The sequence below is a fragment of the Antarctobacter sp. genome (assembly GCF_965277915.1).
Lineage (GTDB): Bacteria > Pseudomonadota > Alphaproteobacteria > Rhodobacterales > Rhodobacteraceae > Antarctobacter.
On the sequence record NZ_OZ255849.1, the window covers coordinates 694,803 to 710,607 of the forward strand.

20 protein-coding genes and 1 tRNA gene are annotated in these 15,805 nt (G+C 64.9%); 14 read left to right on the plus strand and 7 right to left on the minus strand.

Going from position 1 to position 15,805, the window contains the following annotated elements:
• Positions 1 to 76: 76 nt before the first annotated feature.
• The 4 genes from ACQY5B_RS04285 to ACQY5B_RS04300 all read left to right on the plus strand — a co-directional run bounded on the left by ACQY5B_RS04285 (position 77) and on the right by ACQY5B_RS04300 (position 4,704).
• Positions 77 to 445 carry a response regulator transcription factor gene (locus ACQY5B_RS04285; protein ID WP_043146447.1) on the plus strand — a complete coding sequence of 123 codons (369 nt, stop codon included), beginning with the start codon at positions 77 to 79 and terminating at the stop codon, positions 443 to 445.
• Positions 442 to 735: a hypothetical protein gene (locus ACQY5B_RS04290; protein WP_420326233.1), complete on the plus strand. Its 294-nt coding sequence runs from the start codon at positions 442 to 444 to the stop codon at positions 733 to 735. Before ACQY5B_RS04285 ends, ACQY5B_RS04290 begins: the two co-directional genes overlap by 4 nt.
• Complete coding sequence (locus tag ACQY5B_RS04295; RefSeq protein ID WP_420326232.1) at positions 732 to 3,416, plus strand: ATP-binding protein; 2,685 nt, start codon at positions 732 to 734, stop codon at positions 3,414 to 3,416. The genes ACQY5B_RS04290 and ACQY5B_RS04295 overlap by 4 nt, the downstream gene beginning before the upstream one ends.
• Before the next feature lie 112 nt (positions 3,417 to 3,528).
• A complete protein-coding gene (locus tag ACQY5B_RS04300; protein ID WP_420326231.1) occupies positions 3,529 to 4,704 on the plus strand; it encodes a FliM/FliN family flagellar motor switch protein in 1,176 nt (391 codons plus the stop codon).
• 107 nt (positions 4,705 to 4,811) lie between these two features.
• On the opposite strand, the gene ACQY5B_RS04305 is transcribed toward ACQY5B_RS04300, so the two are convergent.
• The 4 genes from ACQY5B_RS04305 to ACQY5B_RS04320 all read right to left on the minus strand — a co-directional run bounded on the left by ACQY5B_RS04305 (position 4,812) and on the right by ACQY5B_RS04320 (position 7,092).
• Positions 4,812 to 5,237 carry a protein tyrosine phosphatase family protein gene (locus ACQY5B_RS04305; protein WP_305972240.1) on the minus strand — a complete coding sequence of 142 codons (426 nt, stop codon included), beginning with the start codon at positions 5,235 to 5,237 and terminating at the stop codon, positions 4,812 to 4,814.
• 9 nt (positions 5,238 to 5,246) lie between these two features.
• Positions 5,247 to 5,684 (minus strand): DUF6691 family protein, encoded by a 438-nt coding sequence (locus ACQY5B_RS04310; protein ID WP_420326230.1) that lies wholly within the window; start codon positions 5,682 to 5,684, stop codon positions 5,247 to 5,249.
• Position 5,685: 1 nt separating this feature from the next.
• Positions 5,686 to 6,111 carry a YeeE/YedE family protein gene (locus ACQY5B_RS04315; RefSeq protein WP_420326229.1) on the minus strand — a complete coding sequence of 142 codons (426 nt, stop codon included), beginning with the start codon at positions 6,109 to 6,111 and terminating at the stop codon, positions 5,686 to 5,688.
• A gap of 117 nt (positions 6,112 to 6,228) precedes the next feature.
• Positions 6,229 to 7,092 (minus strand): MBL fold metallo-hydrolase, encoded by an 864-nt coding sequence (locus ACQY5B_RS04320; RefSeq protein ID WP_305972243.1) that lies wholly within the window; start codon positions 7,090 to 7,092, stop codon positions 6,229 to 6,231.
• Positions 7,093 to 7,232: 140 nt separating this feature from the next.
• Between ACQY5B_RS04320 and ACQY5B_RS04325 the strand changes: the two genes are divergently transcribed.
• A complete protein-coding gene (locus ACQY5B_RS04325; RefSeq protein WP_420326228.1) occupies positions 7,233 to 7,553 on the plus strand; it encodes a TraR/DksA family transcriptional regulator in 321 nt (106 codons plus the stop codon).
• A 27-nt stretch (positions 7,554 to 7,580) separates the two neighbouring features.
• Entirely contained in the window at positions 7,581 to 7,793 is a 213-nt protein-coding gene (locus tag ACQY5B_RS04330) for a hypothetical protein (protein WP_305972245.1), read from the plus strand.
• Positions 7,794 to 8,109: 316 nt separating this feature from the next.
• Here ACQY5B_RS04330 and ACQY5B_RS04335 read toward each other — a convergent pair whose 3' ends face one another.
• A complete protein-coding gene (locus ACQY5B_RS04335) occupies positions 8,110 to 8,325 on the minus strand; it encodes a hypothetical protein (RefSeq protein WP_305972246.1) in 216 nt (71 codons plus the stop codon).
• Between the two features lie 146 nt (positions 8,326 to 8,471).
• On the opposite strand from ACQY5B_RS04335, the gene ACQY5B_RS04340 reads away from it, so the two are divergent.
• The 5 genes from ACQY5B_RS04340 to ACQY5B_RS04360 all read left to right on the plus strand — a co-directional run bounded on the left by ACQY5B_RS04340 (position 8,472) and on the right by ACQY5B_RS04360 (position 12,933).
• The gene (locus ACQY5B_RS04340) at positions 8,472 to 8,729 is read left to right on the plus strand and encodes a DUF2312 domain-containing protein (RefSeq protein ID WP_043146416.1); all 258 of its coding nucleotides are present in this window, start codon (positions 8,472 to 8,474) and stop codon (positions 8,727 to 8,729) included.
• Positions 8,730 to 8,891: 162 nt separating this feature from the next.
• Complete coding sequence (locus ACQY5B_RS04345) at positions 8,892 to 10,316, plus strand: circularly permuted type 2 ATP-grasp protein (RefSeq protein WP_305972247.1); 1,425 nt, start codon at positions 8,892 to 8,894, stop codon at positions 10,314 to 10,316.
• 6 nt (positions 10,317 to 10,322) lie between these two features.
• On the plus strand, positions 10,323 to 11,264 hold the full coding sequence (locus tag ACQY5B_RS04350; protein ID WP_305972248.1) for an alpha-E domain-containing protein: 942 nt from the start codon (positions 10,323 to 10,325) through the stop codon (positions 11,262 to 11,264).
• A gap of 16 nt (positions 11,265 to 11,280) precedes the next feature.
• Complete coding sequence (locus ACQY5B_RS04355; RefSeq protein ID WP_420326227.1) at positions 11,281 to 12,078, plus strand: transglutaminase family protein; 798 nt, start codon at positions 11,281 to 11,283, stop codon at positions 12,076 to 12,078.
• 111 nt (positions 12,079 to 12,189) lie between these two features.
• Positions 12,190 to 12,933, plus strand: a complete 744-nt coding sequence (locus ACQY5B_RS04360) for a proteasome-type protease (protein ID WP_305972250.1) — start codon at positions 12,190 to 12,192, stop codon at positions 12,931 to 12,933.
• A gap of 87 nt (positions 12,934 to 13,020) precedes the next feature.
• On the opposite strand, the gene ACQY5B_RS04365 is transcribed toward ACQY5B_RS04360, so the two are convergent.
• Positions 13,021 to 13,410: a c-type cytochrome gene (locus tag ACQY5B_RS04365; protein ID WP_420326225.1), complete on the minus strand. Its 390-nt coding sequence runs from the start codon at positions 13,408 to 13,410 to the stop codon at positions 13,021 to 13,023.
• A 152-nt stretch (positions 13,411 to 13,562) separates the two neighbouring features.
• Positions 13,563 to 14,444, minus strand: coding sequence for a hypothetical protein (locus ACQY5B_RS04370; protein WP_420326224.1), 882 nt, complete (start codon positions 14,442 to 14,444; stop codon positions 13,563 to 13,565).
• Positions 14,445 to 14,633: 189 nt separating this feature from the next.
• Here ACQY5B_RS04370 and ACQY5B_RS04375 point away from each other — a divergent pair.
• The 3 genes from ACQY5B_RS04375 (at position 14,634) to tnpB (ending at position 15,785) form a co-directional block, all read left to right on the plus strand.
• Positions 14,634 to 14,709, plus strand: a tRNA-Thr gene (locus ACQY5B_RS04375).
• Between the two features lie 339 nt (positions 14,710 to 15,048).
• On the plus strand, positions 15,049 to 15,441 hold the full coding sequence (tnpA, locus tag ACQY5B_RS04380; protein ID WP_420326223.1) for an IS66-like element accessory protein TnpA: 393 nt from the start codon (positions 15,049 to 15,051) through the stop codon (positions 15,439 to 15,441).
• Complete coding sequence (tnpB, locus tag ACQY5B_RS04385) at positions 15,438 to 15,785, plus strand: IS66 family insertion sequence element accessory protein TnpB (RefSeq protein WP_420326222.1); 348 nt, start codon at positions 15,438 to 15,440, stop codon at positions 15,783 to 15,785. The genes tnpA and tnpB overlap by 4 nt, the downstream gene beginning before the upstream one ends.
• Positions 15,786 to 15,805 lie beyond the last annotated feature (20 nt).

Consider the following 15,805-nt stretch of genomic DNA (forward strand, 5'->3'; position numbering starts at 1 on the left):
AATACCGCATAAGTTCGATCCACCTGCTTGACGTTGGGCGTAACAAGACCTGGGAGGCGGGATGCGGGGGGAAGACATGGGCGGACAGGTTCTGCTGATCGAGGATGAGCCGAATATCATCGAAGCGATCCGGTTCATATTGTCCCGCGATGGCTGGCAGGTGCACACACATTCCAACGGCACCGACGCCGCGCAAATCGTGCGCGACCGGGCGCCCGACGTGGTGATCTTGGACGTGATGCTGCCGGGGCGGTCGGGCTACGACATCCTGCGCGAATTGCGCGAGGATCCGGCCCATTCCGACCTGCCGGTGCTGATGCTGACCGCGCGCGGCCAGAGCAAGGACCGCGAGATGGCCGAGCGCGCCGGCGCCAGCCGCTTCATGACCAAGCCCTTCTCGAACGCCGAGGTGCTCGACGCCGTGCGGGCCCTGTCGGCGCAATGACCCGCCCGCCGGGCAAGCCGCCCGTGCGCCATGCGCCGTTTCAGGTCGAACGCCAGAGCTTTCGCCGCCGCCGCCTGATCGACGCGGCCTGTGCCTTGCCCCTGCTGGGCTGGGTGCTGTGGTGGCTGCCGCTGCTGTGGCGGGGGGCCGATGCGCCGGTGCCCGCCTCGCTGGTGCTGGTCTATATCTTCGGGATCTGGCTGGGACTCGCGCTGGCAGCGGCGCGGCTGGTCCGCCTGCTGGGGCGTGCGCGCAACGTCTCGCTACTGCCCGAGGGTGAGGATCCGTGAGCATTCTGAACCTGCTGGCGGCGATCTCGATCGCCTATGTCGCGCTGCTCTTCGGTGTTGCCTTCTTTGCCGAGCGTGCGGCGCAGAGCGGGCGGGTGCGCTGGCTGCGGGCGCCCATCGTCTACACGCTGTCCCTCTCGATCTACTGCACCGCCTGGACATTCTACGGCGCGGTAGGCAGCGCGGCCCGCAACGGGTTCGAGTATCTGACGATCTACCTTGGCCCCAGCCTGGTCATGCTGGGCTGGTGGTGGATCCTGCGCAAGTTGGTGCGGATCGGGCGCAACCAGCGCATCACCTCCGTCGCCGACCTGATCTCGTCCCGCTATGGCAAATCCAACCTGCTGGGGATCGGTGTCACCATCCTCGCGGTGATCGGGACGACGCCCTATATCGCGCTGCAACTGCAGTCCGTGACGCTCTCGGTCGAGGTGTTTTCCGAACCGGTCCCGATCGAGGAGGCCGGCAACAGCCTGACCGCCTTCTGGGTGGCCGCCGGACTGGCGGTCTTCACGGTCATCTTCGGCACGCGCAACCTGGACGCCAATGAACGCCACCACGGCGTCGTCATGGCCATCGCCGTCGAGGCGGTGGTCAAGCTGACCGCGCTGGTGGCGCTGGGGGTCTTCGTGGTCTGGGGGCTTTCCGGCGGGGTGGCCGCGACGCTGGCGCGGATCGATGCCTCGGAACTGGGCACCTGGCAGGTGAACAACGGCCGTTGGGCCGGGATCATGCTGCTGTCGGCGGCGGCCTTCCTCTGCCTGCCGCGGATGTTCCAGGTGCTGGTGGTCGAGAACGACAACGATGCCCAGTTGCGCATGGCCGCCTGGGCCTTTCCACTGTACCTCATGGCGATGAGCCTGTTCATCGTGCCGATTGCGGTGACCGGGCTCGACCTGCTGCCCGAGGGGGCGAACCCCGACCTCTTCGTGCTGACCCTGCCGCTGAGCCAGGGGCAGGAGGGGCTGGCGCTGCTGGCCTTCCTCGGCGGATTCAGCTCGGCCACCTCGATGGTGATCGTCGCGGCCATCGCGCTGTCGACAATGGTGTCGAACCATATCGTCATGCCGGTCTGGCTGCGCCTGCGCGAGGGCACGGCGAGCGTCTCTGGCGATGTGCGCAACGTGGTCCTGCTGTCGCGGCGGCTGTCCATCGCGGGCGTGCTGCTGCTGGGCTATCTCTATTACGCGCTGTCCGGAGGGCGGACCGAACTGGCCGCCATCGGCCTGATCGCCTTTACCGGCGTGGCGCAGGTGCTGCCGGCGCTGATGGGCGGAATCTTTTGGCGGGGGGCGACGCGCGTGGGGGCGCTGGCGGGGCTGACGGCAGGGTTCTCGATCTGGCTCTACACGCTGTACCTGCCCAGTTTCGGCCCCGGCACGGTTCTGCCCGCAAGCTGGCTCGCAGACGGTCCTCTGGGACTCACGCTGCTCCGGCCAGAGGCGCTGTTCGGGATCAGTTTTGACGACAAGCTGCTGCACGCCGTGTTCTGGAGCCTGCTTCTGAACACGCTGGCCTTTGTCGGCGGGTCGCTGTTCAGCGCCGCCTCGCCGCTGGAACGGCTGCAGGGGGCGCAGTTCGTCTCGGCCCGGGCGGCGGGCACCGGGCCGCGCAGCTGGCTGCAAAGCACCGCCGAGAGCGAGGACCTGATGGTCATGACCCAGCGAATCCTGGGGTCCGACGAGGCGCAGGCGCTGTTCCTGCGCGAGGCCCGCGCGCAGGGGCTGGAGGGCGAGTTGCCCGCGCCGACGCCGGAATTCCTGCAGGTGCTGGAACGCGAACTGGCCGGATCGGTGGGGGCGGCCACGGCCCATGCGATGGTCGGCCAGATCACCGGCGGGGCGATGGTCTCGGTCGAGGACCTGATGGCCGTGGCCGACGAGACCGCGCAGATGATGGAATATTCCGCCCGGCTGGAAGCGCAGTCGCTGGAACTGAGCCGCACCGCCGCCCAGCTGCGCCGCGCCAACGACAAGCTGACGCGGCTTTCGGTCCAAAAGGATGCCTTTCTCAGCCAGATCAGCCACGAGTTGCGCACGCCCATGAGCTCGATCCGCGCCTTTTCCGAGATCCTGCGCGATACACAGGGTCTGACCCGGGCGGACCAGAATCGCTATGCCTCGATCATCCATGACGAGGCGATGCGCCTGACCCGGCTGCTGGACGACCTGCTGGACCTGTCGGTGCTGGAAAACGGCCAGGTCAACCTGAACCTCACCGAGGGGCGGCTGGAGGACATCCTGGACCGCGCGGTGTCGGCGGCGCTGGCCGATGAGGCCGGGTCCGGGATCCGGGTGATCCGGCGCCGGGTTGGCGAACAGGTTCGGCTGACCACCGATGTCGAGCGGCTGAGCCAGGTCTTCATCAACCTGATTTCCAACGCGCGCAAATACTGCGACGCCGCAGAGCCGGAGCTGCGGATTTCCGTGACCGAGGCGCGGGGCCAGTTGCTGGTGGATTTCATCGACAACGGGTCCGGCGTGGCGCCCGAGGCGCAGGACGTCATCTTCGAGAAATTCGCCCGGGTCAGCGATCAGAAGGCCGGCGGCGCGGGCTTGGGGCTGGCGATTTCGCGCCAGATCGTGACCCGGCTGGGCGGCGATATTTCCTACCTTCCGGATCGTGGCGGCGCGGCCTTTCGCGTGTCGCTGCCGGTGCGGCAGGCAATGGCGGCGCAATAGGGCGCGCGGCCCCTTTCGATTTTCTCGACAAAAGCCAGATCGTTAAAGCGGTTGGTAACCAAATCCTCTGATAACGGGCAGTGGAGGCTGTTGATGACGGGCGATTTTCTGCATGGCTGACGGTGCACGCAATGACGTACTTGGGCAAAAGGCCCAGGCGGCTCAGCGCGCCTATGAGGCGCGCGGCATGTCGCTGCCCAAGGCATTGCGCCGGGCGTTGTCGCGCACCGCCGACGTGCTCTGGGACCTGGCGCTTGTGACGCAATCCGTCACCGTCGAGATGCTCGACCAGGACGAGGTGGTCGAGGCGCTGGGCCCGCGCGACCTGCTGATCCTGCTGGATGGGCCAGAAGGGGCGCTGGGCCTTGTCTCTGTCGACCGCCAGGTGCTGACCGGCGTGGTCGAGGTGCAGACCATCCAGCAAGTCACCCAGATGCCGGTCGAGGAAGACCGGATCCTGACACAGACGGACGCCGCCATGATGGCGCCCCTGATCGACGGCGCCCTGACCCGGCTGGCCGGCACGATGGAGGGGCATCCGCTGCACGCGCAATTGGATGGCTACCGTTTCGGCGCCATGCTCGAGGATTCGCGCGCAGCGGGACTGATCCTTGACGCGGCGGCCTACCGCGCCTTCCGGGCCGAGATCGACCTTGCTCTTGGGCGCAGGCGCGGGCGAATGACGATCTTCCTGCCGGAACGCAAGTTGAGCAAGGACAGGACCGAGGCCGGGGCGGGCGTCGGCCCGCACGAGGAACGGTTGAGCCGGGTGGCCGCGCGGCTGGATGCCAAGCTGGCCCGGATCACCCTGCCGCTGGGCCGGGCGGAGGCGCTGAAGCCCGGCGACCTGCTCTCGCTGCCCCCGGATGCGCTGGACAAGGTCGAGGTGACGGCGGGCCGTGGCGACCTGGTCGCGCGTGGACGGCTGGGCCAGTTGAACGGGTTGCGCGCGGTGCGGTTGAACTGGCCGTCAACAGGGGTGACGGCAGCCTCTTTGGGGATGGCCGCCGACGCGGATCCGGTGGCAGCGGCAGGCGCCGGACCTGGCGCGCCGGCGGCGGTGCCGGAACCGGTCGTGCCCGACCTGCCGCAGGTGGCAGAACCTGCCGGGGAAGAGCTGCCCGACCTGCCGCCGATGGATTTCGACGGCGGGGATTTTGATTTCTCGGACCTCGGGGAGGACAGTTCGGCGGAGGGCGGCGGAGAACCGATGGCCGCCTTGCCCGAGATCGACATGGGCGAGGCTTTTGACGCCGCGCCGCTGGACTTCGATTTCGAAGAGGATTGAGCACCGCGCTATCAAGGACAGTTGCGCGCGGAGTGAGCAGGGCAAAGGGCGCGCCGATGAAAGGCTAGACACCGTGTTACGGACGCGGGAGCCCGCCGTTCATCCGCTCAGGGCTTGGACAGGGTTTCCAGCGTCGGGCGTAGCCCGGCCAGGTTGTAGCCCGCCTTGGCCGCCGTCTCGATCACCGCATCGGCGCCCAGCGTTTCTGCCTGCCCCAGCGCCCAGATCACCGAACAGCGCGTGCCCGAGGCACAGTAGGCCAAGACCGGCCCTTCGGCACCGGCGATCAGCTCTGCCTGCCGCAGGATGTTTTCGGCGGTCATGGTCTGATGCGTGATCGGCAGCACCTCGAAGCGCAGGCCCTGCGCCTCGACCGCGTGGCGCATCGCGTCGGCCTGGTGCGAGGGCGGAACCTCTGCATCGGGCCGATTGTCGATGACCAGAGCATAGCCCGCGGCCTTGATCGCCTCGGCATCCTCGGGGTCGATCTGGGGAGAGACGTGATACTGGTCGGTCAATACGCGCGGTGTCATGGGTTCGGTTTATTCCGCCGGAACGGCCCTGTCCAGCCGCGCGCGCAGCATCGGTGCAATCAGCATCCCGCCGATCATCGCTGCGAGGAAGACATAGAGGCCGGAACCGCCATAGCTGAGCGAGGCGATCGAGGGGCCGGGGCAGAGCCCGACAAGCCCCCAGCCGATCCCGAACATGACGGAGCCGAGGATCAGCTTGCCGTCGATTTCCTTCGAGGGCGCCGGCGGCAGCGCCAGTCCGGTGACCGAGGTCGTGCGGCGGCTGCGGATGAGCCAGGCAATGGCCATCGGGATCATGGCGCCGCCCATGACAAAGGCCAGCGTCGGGTCCCAGGCGCCGAAGACGTCCAGCCAGCCCTGCACCTTGGTCGTGTCGGTCATCCCCGAAACGAAGAGCCCGGCGCCGAACAGCCCGCCGGCGAGGAATGCAACAAGAAGTCGTGCCATGTCAGATCACTCCCAGGATGTGGCGGAAGAGGACGACGCCGAGGCCGCCGGCAAGGATGTAGCAACAGGTGGCCACGATCCCGCGCACCGACAGGCGGGACATGCCACAGACGCCGTGCCCCGAGGTGCAGCCATTGGCGATGCGCGTGCCGACACCGACCAGCAGCCCGGCCGCCACCAGCACGGCGTAATTGTCGGTGATGTGGGTGTCGACGGCGCCGTAAAAGGGCATCAGCAGTACGGGCAGCAGCGCCACGCCCACCAGGAAGACGACGCGTTCGGCGGCCGTGGTCCACCCCGAGCCATCGACGAGCCCGCCGATGATTCCGCTGGCGCCCATGATGCGGCCGTTGCCAAGCAGGTAGACAGCGCCGCCCGTGCCGATCAGCAAGCCGCCGATCAGGCCCCAGATCCAGTCTATAGGCATATTTATGTTTCCTTTTTTGCGGTCCGGGCCGCTCCCGGTTCGCCGCGGGAGAACGTCGCTCCGGAAGGTGCCTCTGCGCGGAGGCAGGGACGGCCCCCGCGCAAAGTGCCGTCAGGGTCAGAGCTTGTTGACCGGGACCTTGAGATAGACGTCGCCCTTTTCATCCGCCGGAGGCATCTGGCCCGCGCGCATGTTCACCTGCAGCGAGGGGATGATGAGCTTTGGCATGGCCAGCGAGGCGTCGCGACTGTCGCGCATGTGCACGAAATCTTCCTTGGTCTTGCCTTCGCCGACGTGGACATTGGCGGCCTTCTGTTCGCCCACGGTGGTTTCCCAGGCGTATTCGTCGCGGCCCGGCGCCTTGTAGTCGTGGCCGACGAAGATGCGGGTCTCGTCCGGCAGGGCGAGAATCTTCTGGACCGAGTCGTACAGCGTTTCCGAAGACCCGCCGGGAAAGTCGCAGCGCGCGGTGCCGAAGTCGGGCATGAACAGCGTGTCGCCCACGAAGGCCGCGTCGCCGATGACATAGGTCAGGCAGGCGGGCGTGTGGCCGGGGGTATGCAGCACGTCGACGCGCATCTGGCCGATGTGGACCGAGTCGCCCTCCTGGAAGAGCTGGTCGAACTGCGAGCCGTCGCGCTGGAACTCGGTGCCTTCGTTGAAGACCTTGCCAAAGGTGTCCTGCACGATCTTGATGCGGTCGCCGATGCCGATCTTGCCGCCCAGGGCTTCCTGGATGTAGGGGGCCGCGGACAGGTGGTCGGCATGGACATGGGTTTCCAGCAACCACTCGACCTTGTAGCCCTTGTCCTTTACGAAGCCGATGACGGCGTCGGCTGATTTCGTGTCGGTACGACCGGACGAATAGTCGAAGTCCAGAACGCTGTCGATGATGGCACAGGACATGCCGTTCGGATCGCGCACGACATAGGAGATCGTGTTCGTGGCATCGTCGAAGAAGGCTGTGACTTCCGGTTTCATGTCGGTTCCCTCCAAACAGTCTGGATATTCATATACACAAATGTGAATATGTTTCAAGAGGGAAGGTGCGATTGATATGCATCAAGGTGTGCGCTGCGACGGTTTGACAGAGTGCCGGAAAGGTCACGGAGTCTTGCATCATGTCCCACCACGCACGGAAACTGGCACTGCTTGAACGGCTGCGCGCCTTGGGTGTGCGGCTGGACGGGATCGAAGAGGCGCTGGAGGCGCCGCACTCGAAGGACTGGGAGGATCAGGCCATCGAGCGCGAAGGCGAAGAGGTGCTGGAACGGCTGGGCGCCAGCGGCCAGGCCGAGGTGGTGAGGATACGCGCCGCCCTGGGGCGTATGGCGCGTGGTGAATACGGGATCTGCACCCGCTGCGGTGAGGAGATTTCACAACAACGATTGGAAGCGGTGCCCGAGTCGCCGCTGTGCAAGACCTGCGCCGCCGAGGTTTGAGGCGGCCCCAAGGCCAGGAGGAATGACATGTCGAAGGAACTGGAGGCGCGGCTCGAATCGCTGCGCAAGGAGTTGGCGGCAGCCAAGGGCGAGGCGCGCGATGAGCTGATGGACCACCTGGAACAGGCGGTTCTGGGGCTGGAAGGCGTCGGCGCCGAGATCCCCGCATGGGCGCGCGAAATGGTCGAGGCGCATCACGAGGACGAGGCCGAGGACGGCTTTGACAACATGCCTGTGTAACGCGCACGGCCCGGGGCGCGCGCCAACGCCCGCCGTCGGCCAGTCCGGCCGGGCGGGGTTGCCTGTGGTCCCTATGGAAAGGGCTGAAAACGGCGGCCGCCGAAATGGATCGGAATTCCGGGATTGCCAGGCCCCGGCCCATCGGGGGTGTTGGCCCCCTCGTCGCGCGCATCACGGGTGGCCCGGAGGGGCCAGGTGATCCGGTTTTCAGTGATCGATCGCGGGCAAGATTGCGCGCAGGCGGTTAAGGAACGCTGACAGCACCGCGCGGTGTTACCCTGCGGCGTTCCGCGCGGTCCGGTTGGGATCCGGGGCCTTAGCCCATGAAGATCCCCAGTATCACCATCATCAGCCCGATCACCGACAGGAACAGGGCGCCCATGTTCAGTGGCACGACCTTGCGCACCACCGCGCGCAGGTCCTCGTCCGACAGGTTGGCCCGCCGCGCTGTCCAGACGCGGACGATGCACCAGACCAGCCCGACCAGTCCGGCCAAAGAGAGCGCCGCGCCTCCCCAGATCAGTGCTGCCATTGTCGCTGTCCCCCTGGATGTCTATGCCGCTGCGCCTAGCGCAAGCCCGCCGCAGAGTGCAAGCCCCGGCTTGCGCGCTCTTGATGGGGGACACGGGCCTGGGGTATCGAAGGGCCCTATACGGTCACGAGGCTGAAGAGGCAGACATGCAGGATACGGGAACCGACAGCTACGGCGTCGCCGCGGGCGAACTCAAGCAGTTCATAGAGCGGGTCGAGCGGCTCGAAGAGGAAAAGAAGGAGGTCGCCGAGCAGATCAAGGAGGTCATGGCCGAGGCCAAGGGGCGCGGCTATGACACCAAGGTCATGCGCAAGGTGATCGCCCTGCGCAAGCGCGATGCCGACGACATCGCCGAGGAAGAGGCGGTGCTGGACATGTACAAGGCCGCGCTGGGCATGGGCTGACGGCCCACGGGGCAGGGCGGGCCGGGGTCCGGCGCGCTCTGCCCGGTTATTGAGCAATTTGCCCGCAACGGGATCAACACAGCCTTTCACGCCCGTTGCACCACTCGTCACGGCCCGTTAGCGTACCTGTTACAAGACAGTGATGGGGTGGACCGCACGGGCATGAACGATCAAGTCTATTTTGACGAGATGCTGGGCACGGAGGGCAAGGTACGCAGGCCCTACCAGTCCTTCAATACATGGTTCGAAGCCGAGGAACCCAAGCATCTGAGGGCCAAGCAACGTGAGGCGGAGGACCTGTTTCGCCTCACCGGGATCACCTTCAACGTCTACGGAAGGGCCGAAGCCGAGGAACGGCTGATCCCCTTCGACATCATTCCCCGCATCATTTCCGGCCGCGAATGGCAAAAGCTGAGCCGGGGGATCGAACAGCGGGTGCGTGCGATCAACGCCTTTCTCTACGACATCTACCACGGCCAGGAGATCGTGAAGGCCGGGCGCCTGCCCGAAGAGATGATCGCGCGCAACGATGCCTTCCTGCCCGAGATGATCGGGATGCGCCCGCCGGGCGGGGTCTATACCCATATCGTCGGCATCGATCTGGTGCGCACCGGGCCCGACGAATTCTATGTTCTCGAGGACAACGCGCGTACGCCGTCGGGCGTCAGCTACATGCTGGAAAACCGCGAGACCATGCTGCAGATGTTCCCCGAGCTCTTCCTGGAGAACCGGGTGCAGCCCGTGTCGACCTATCCCGGCGACCTCTACAATTCCCTTGCTGCCTGCGCCCCCGAGGGGCTCGGACGCAAGCCCACCGTCGGCCTGCTGACGCCGGGGATCTACAACTCGGCCTATTTCGAACACAGCTTCCTTGCCGACGAGATGGGTGTCGAACTGGTCGAAGGCCATGATCTGCGGGTCGAGGACGGCCGGCTGTGCATGCGCACGACCCTGGGGTACAAGCCGATCGACGTGCTCTATCGCCGGGTCGACGACGATTTCCTGGATCCGCTGACCTTCAACCCCGACAGTGCGCTGGGCGTGCCGGGGGTCATGGATGTCTATCGCGCAGGCAATCTGACAATCGCCAACGCGCCGGGCACCGGCATTGCAGACGACAAGGCGATCTACAGCTACATGCCTGAAATCGTCGAGTTCTACACCGGCGAACGGCCCTTGCTGGAAAACGTGCCGACCTGGCGCTGTTCCGACAAGGAGTCGCTGGCCTACGTGCTGGACAACCTCAAGGAACTGGTGGTCAAGGAGGTGCATGGCTCTGGCGGATACGGCATGCTGATCGGCCCCACCGCCAGCAAGAAGGAACTGGCCGAATTCCGCAAGAAGCTGGAAGCGCGGCCCGGCAACTATATTGCCCAGCCGACGCTGAGCCTGTCGACCGTGCCGATCTTCACCAAGTCGGGCCTGGCGCCGCGCCACGTCGACCTGCGGCCCTATGTGCTGGTCAGCCCCAAGGGGATCAACATCACGCCGGGCGGACTGACCCGCGTGGCGCTGAAGAAGGGCTCGCTCGTGGTGAACTCCTCCCAGGGTGGGGGCACCAAGGACACCTGGGTGCTGGAGGACTGACGCGGGATGTTGGGAAAAACGGCAAACGGCCTGTTCTGGATGTACCGCGCGCTGGAGCGCGCCGAAAACACCGCCCGCCTGATCGAGACCGGGCAGCGGATCGCACTGACCCGCATGGGCGCCTCGGACGAGGAATGGCGCTCGGTCCTGCAAACGGCGGGCGCGCTGGACGGGTATATCGCGGGACATGAGACCGTGACCAAGGACGCGGCCATCGACTGGCTGCTGCGGTCGCGTGACAACCCGTCGTCGGTGCTGTCCTGTGTCGAACAGGCGCGACTGAACGCCCGGCTGGTGCGCACCGCCCTGACAGGCGAGGTCTGGGAGGCGATGAACGGCACCTACATGCGGGTCAAGGAAGTGCTGGCGCGCAAGGTCAGCGAACGCGACCTGCCGCAGGTGCTGGGCATGATCCGCCAGCGCACCGGCCTGGTGCGCGGCGCGACCCACGGCACCATGCTGCGCAACGACATCTACGATTTCGCCCGCATCGGCACCTTTCTGGAACGGGCCGACAACACCGCCCGCATCATCGACGTGAAATACTATGTCCTGTTGCCATCGGTCACGGCGGTGGGCACTTCCATCGACAACGTGCAGTGGGAAACCATCCTGCGGTCCGTGTCGGGGCAGGGGGGCTACCGTATGGAATACGGCGCCTCGACAGAGCCGCGCGACATTGCGCAGTTCCTGATCCTGAACCGCCGGATGCCGCGGTCGCTGGCCTTTTGTGCGCGCAAGCTGCGGGACAACCTCGGCTTCCTGGGAAGCGATTATGGTGAACGGGCGGCCTCTTACGCCAAGATCGACCATATCGACCGCGCCTACTTGAGTTTCGATATCGACGCCGTGTTCGACTACGGCCTGCACGAGTTCATCCAGAAGATGCTGCTGCTGCTGGGGGACCTGGGACGCCAGATCGAAGTCGATTACCGGTTCTACGAATGACTGCCCAGAGGCCCCGATGATCCTGACCATCCGCCACATCACCCGCTACCGTTTCGAAGAACCGGTGAGCTTTGGCCTGCAACAGTTGCGCAAGACGCCGAAGTCGCGGCACAGCCAGAACGTGCTGCGCTGGGAGACCACCGTCACGGGTGGCAATCAGACGCTGTCCTATACCGACCATCACCAGAACACCGTCGACCTGATCGAGATCGATCGCGGCTCGCAGGAGTTGGTCATCACCTGCGAGGGCGATGTCGAACTGGCCGACAACCACGGCGTCGTGGGCCGTCACCTTGGCCCGGCGCCGCTTTGGCTTTATCGCCGGGTGACGCCGCAGACCAAGGCGGGGCAGGGCGTGCGCGCGCTGGTGCGCAGCGTGTCGGGCGATACCGAGCTGGATCGCGCCCACGCGCTGATGGCAGCGGTGGCTGACGCCGTGAAGTACGAGGTCGGATCGTCCGAATCCGACTGGACCGCCGAGGAAGCGCTCTCTGCGGGCAGTGGGGTCTGCCAGGACCATACCCATGTCTTCATCGCCTGCGCCCGCGAGATGGGCCTGCCGGCGCGCTATGTCTCTGGCTACCTGATGTTGGATCACACCACCGAACAGGACGCCATGCACGCCTGGGCAGAGGCGCATCTGCCGGGGCTGGGCTGGGTCGGTTTCGACTGTTCCAACTGCATTTCGCCGGACCAGCGCTATGTCCGCGTGGCCACCGGCATGGATTATCACGACGCGGCGCCCGTGCGCGGCACCCGGCAGGGCGGCGCGCTGGAGGCGCTGGACGTGGAAATAGAGGTTGCACAGCAGTAGCCGCGCGGCACGATCCGCCACGGAAACCGTGCTGCCCGGAACTGGCGCTTGCCGGGTCCCGGTCCTGACCGTAGAAGGCAACTGGACACGGGCAGGAAAGGCACGCGCGGGATGACCTATTGCGTTGGGATGATGTTGAACCGGGGGTTGGTCTTCATGTCCGACACCCGCACCAATGCCGGGCTCGACAATATCTCGACCTATGGCAAGATGAAGATCTGGGAGGCCGAGGGCGACCGCGTGATCACGCTGCTCAGCGCCGGCAACCTGGCCACCACGCAGGCCGTCGTCAGCGAGCTTGACGAGCGCGTCAAGGCGCATGGCGAGCGCAACCCCTCGGTGCTCGAGGCCGCCTCGATGTACCAGGTGGCGCGGCTGGTGGCGGACACGCTGCGGGACGTGATCGCGCGTCATTCGGATACCGGCCAGCGGGCCTCTTCCGTGTTCAACGCCACGCTGATCCTGGGTGGGCAGATCGCCGGCGGGCCGCCACGCCTGTTCCTGATCTACCCCGAGGGCAATTTCATCGAGGCCGGGCCGGACACGCCGTTTTTCCAAATCGGCGAGATCAAGTACGGCCGCCCGATCCTGGTGCGGGCCTACGATCCGGACCTGAGTTTCGCCGAGGCGATGAAGCTGCTGCTGGTCAGTTTCGACAGCACAGTAAAGGCGAACCTGACCGTCGGCGCGCCCTTTGACTATCACCTTTACACGGTCGACAGCCTGGTGCGCGGCGACACCGGGCGGGTCGAACAGGACGATCCCTACTTCCAGACCATCAGCCAGGGGTGGGGCGATGCGTTGAAACAGGCGCTGGACAGCCTGCCGGCCTTTGGGTCGATGCCCGGCGACTAGGGCATGGGCGCGGCCCTGTGGCCGCGTCGTTCAGGGGCGCTCTGGCCCGCCATCGGGAAAGCCCGTCCGGCGGGCCCCGCCGCTCGGTCAGCCGCTTTCCTGAATGGTTGCCAGGAAGAAGACCAGTTCGAGAATCCGGGCCTGGGCCGATGGCATGTCGGTCTGGCCGCCGCCATATTCGCCTTGCTGCGCGATGATCTCGGCATTGAACCGGTTGCCCCAGATCGGCATTTCGCTGGTGCCATGCGCACGCGTCTGGCCGGCATCGGCGATGAGGTCATAGACCTGTTGCGCGGGAAACTGACCGCCGTTGCGCTCTGATATCCGCGTCAGGTCAGACGGCGCGGACTTGAGGTAATCGAGGATCGGGCCGCCCCCCTTGCCATCCGTGCCGTGGCAGACGGCGCAATTGGCCTGGAACGCATCCTTCCCGATCTCCTGGGACAGGGCCGCGACCGGCAGTGAAAGAAAACCCATAAGCACCGGAAAAACAATCTTTGCGGATTTCAACATGACTTCCTCCCGAATGAATGGTCGGCCGTCAGGGCCGACCATGTCTGGAACGGTAGGCAGGGGGGCGGAGATGCACATTGATCCCGATCATGGCGGACAGGGGAAACCCCGTGGTTTCAGGGCATGAGCAGGCGCACCCCCTCCATCCCGGAGATCACGTCGAGATCGTCCTCGTAGAGTTCCGTCAGCATGTCGACATAGGGGCCGTCCCATCCGTCGAGATCCAGCTCTTCCTCCATCGCGTCGTGAAGCGCGTACTTGTCGAGAAAGGCCATCATCACGCGCCGCTTCTGCGACTCCGTGATCGTGGGGTTTTCCTTGAGGAAGGCGCGAAACCGCTGCATCCCCTCGCGCGAGATGATCTGCGAGTAGAGATCGAAGGCGCCGGTGATCTTGCGGCTGAGCTCGATGCCGGCCAGTTCGCGGATGATCTGCCCCCAGAGAAAGGGCGTGTCCTCGTTGCACCACAGCACGATCGGCAGGTCCGGCTGCACGCCCTTGATGCGCCGGATCAGGTCGGACCAGCGGAACCGCATCGGGTCCACGCCACCCATGAAGGTGGCGAATGTGTCGTGCGGAGTGGCGGCAAAGGCGGCGGGCAGAAAGCTGGCAGGATCGCGCAACCCCATGAAAAGCTGCACCTCGTCGCCTTCGAAGGCTCGCATGAAACTGGTCAGGCGGTCCTCGGCCCGGTGGTAGATGTAGCCGTTCTGAAACATCAGCTTGGGCACGCAAAAGAAGTTGTCGTTCGACAGCACGAGCCGCGACACCTGGTCCGAATCCTCTTGCAGGATGGCATCCAGCAAGAGGTCGCGGGTGCCCGGTTCGGGAATGCCGCCTCGCAGCTTGTTCATCGCCTCGGTCAGCAGGGCGCGGTATTTCGACGGCCCGGGGATGGCCACGCCCTCGTGGCGCCAGGCCTCTGCATTGCGCAGAAGTCCCTTGAGAAGACGGTCGTCATCGGTGCAATGGACGCCGGTGTGAAGGATGACCTGCATGGGCTTTGTTTGTTGTTGGCTCGCCGCGCAGTATAGCGCGCCCCGTGGTGGGGAAAACCATGCACGGGGCGCAGCAGGGCCCGGGTGGCATCTTCGCCGCAAGAGATGAAAATCGAGGCTTTCTTTGCGCGACGAGTCAGGCTAAGAACCGCCCACGCCGAGACGCACCCTACGGGGTCACGGCCCGGTGCCCCTATAGCTCAGCTGGTAGAGCAACTGATTTGTAATCAGTAGGTCCGCGGTTCGAGTCCGTGTGGGGGCACCATAGTCAAGCCTGAAAATCAAAGAAATTCAGGTTTTCCTGAGGTTTTCTGTGATTTTGCCCCACGAAACTGCCACACAACGTGTCCCACAGGCCCTTGAGACCGGCTCAGCTAAGCCTCGCAGGCCAATGGGCTTTTCCAGCCGAGTGCGGAGTGGCGTCAAATGGAAGGAACAGCGCGCCGCTTTCCCGCCTTCCACCAAGGATTGTTGCGATCCCACCTTGGCACAGAGATGCCGTCGGGGGGCGGTTACAGCGTATCCGTCCGGTTTGCCCGCTCTGACGCGGGAAAGAGCGCGTTGATAATGTCCACCATGGATAGTGGACATCTTGGGGCATTCCATGGCGGGCAAGAAGGGCCAGAAGAAGCGTTTCTGGTCGGATGAAGAGAAGCAGTCCATTTGTGATCAGGCGCGGGCGTCGGGCGTTTCAGTGGCGCAAGTCGCGCGTCGGTATTCGATGAATACGAACTTGATCCACAAGTGGCTGCGTGATCCGCGTTTTGCGCCCTCTGAGGCCGGTCCGAGGCATGATATTGAGGTTCCCGACTTTATCGAAGTTGCCATCACCGCACCTGATTTCCCTGTCATAGCCAACACCGGCACAGCAATTGCGGCAGACGGTCTTTCAGCTACGCGAGTGGACATCACGCTGTCGGATGGGCGACGTATTCTGATTGAAGGCTCAACATCGCTGATGGCGGTTGTTGGCCTGGTTCAGGGCTTAACTGATTGATCCCGGTTCCAAGCAATACACGCGTTTGGTTGGCCGCCGGGGTCACTGACATGCGGCGTGGGTTCAACACTTTGGCGGCCCAGGCGGAGAAGGCGCTCAAACTCGATCCTTACTCTGGGCACCTGTTCGTATTCCGAGGCCGACGCGGCGACCTGCTGAAGATCATTTGGTGGGATCACCAGGGCGCGTGCCTGTTCAGCAAACGCCTCGAGAAGGGGCGGTTCGTTTGGCCTGCAGCAAAGGAAGGTAAGATCAATGTAACACCGGCACAGCTGTCGATGTTGCTCGAAGGTATTGATTGGCGCATGCCGCAAAAGACCTGGCGTCCTTTGCAAACTGGATAAGCTAAGCGGGATTCATCTGT

Coding starts and splice junctions, on each gene's coding strand:
- ACQY5B_RS04285 (WP_043146447.1), top strand. CDS start 77: ATGGGCGGACAGGTTCTGCTGATCGAGGATGAGCCGAATATCATCGAA.
- ACQY5B_RS04290 (WP_420326233.1), top strand. CDS start 442: ATGACCCGCCCGCCGGGCAAGCCGCCCGTGCGCCATGCGCCGTTTCAG.
- ACQY5B_RS04300 (WP_420326231.1), top strand. CDS start 3,529: ATGGCTGACGGTGCACGCAATGACGTACTTGGGCAAAAGGCCCAGGCG.
- ACQY5B_RS04305 (WP_305972240.1), bottom strand. CDS start 5,237: ATGACACCGCGCGTATTGACCGACCAGTATCACGTCTCTCCCCAGATC.
- ACQY5B_RS04310 (WP_420326230.1), bottom strand. CDS start 5,684: ATGGCACGACTTCTTGTTGCATTCCTCGCCGGCGGGCTGTTCGGCGCC.
- ACQY5B_RS04315 (WP_420326229.1), bottom strand. CDS start 6,111: ATGCCTATAGACTGGATCTGGGGCCTGATCGGCGGCTTGCTGATCGGC.
- ACQY5B_RS04320 (WP_305972243.1), bottom strand. CDS start 7,092: ATGAAACCGGAAGTCACAGCCTTCTTCGACGATGCCACGAACACGATC.
- ACQY5B_RS04325 (WP_420326228.1), top strand. CDS start 7,233: ATGTCCCACCACGCACGGAAACTGGCACTGCTTGAACGGCTGCGCGCC.
- ACQY5B_RS04330 (WP_305972245.1), top strand. CDS start 7,581: ATGTCGAAGGAACTGGAGGCGCGGCTCGAATCGCTGCGCAAGGAGTTG.
- ACQY5B_RS04335 (WP_305972246.1), bottom strand. CDS start 8,325: ATGGCAGCACTGATCTGGGGAGGCGCGGCGCTCTCTTTGGCCGGACTG.
- ACQY5B_RS04340 (WP_043146416.1), top strand. CDS start 8,472: ATGCAGGATACGGGAACCGACAGCTACGGCGTCGCCGCGGGCGAACTC.
- ACQY5B_RS04345 (WP_305972247.1), top strand. CDS start 8,892: ATGAACGATCAAGTCTATTTTGACGAGATGCTGGGCACGGAGGGCAAG.
- ACQY5B_RS04350 (WP_305972248.1), top strand. CDS start 10,323: ATGTTGGGAAAAACGGCAAACGGCCTGTTCTGGATGTACCGCGCGCTG.
- ACQY5B_RS04355 (WP_420326227.1), top strand. CDS start 11,281: ATGATCCTGACCATCCGCCACATCACCCGCTACCGTTTCGAAGAACCG.
- ACQY5B_RS04360 (WP_305972250.1), top strand. CDS start 12,190: ATGACCTATTGCGTTGGGATGATGTTGAACCGGGGGTTGGTCTTCATG.
- ACQY5B_RS04365 (WP_420326225.1), bottom strand. CDS start 13,410: ATGGGTTTTCTTTCACTGCCGGTCGCGGCCCTGTCCCAGGAGATCGGG.
- ACQY5B_RS04370 (WP_420326224.1), bottom strand. CDS start 14,444: ATGCAGGTCATCCTTCACACCGGCGTCCATTGCACCGATGACGACCGT.
- tnpA (WP_420326223.1), top strand. CDS start 15,049: ATGGCGGGCAAGAAGGGCCAGAAGAAGCGTTTCTGGTCGGATGAAGAG.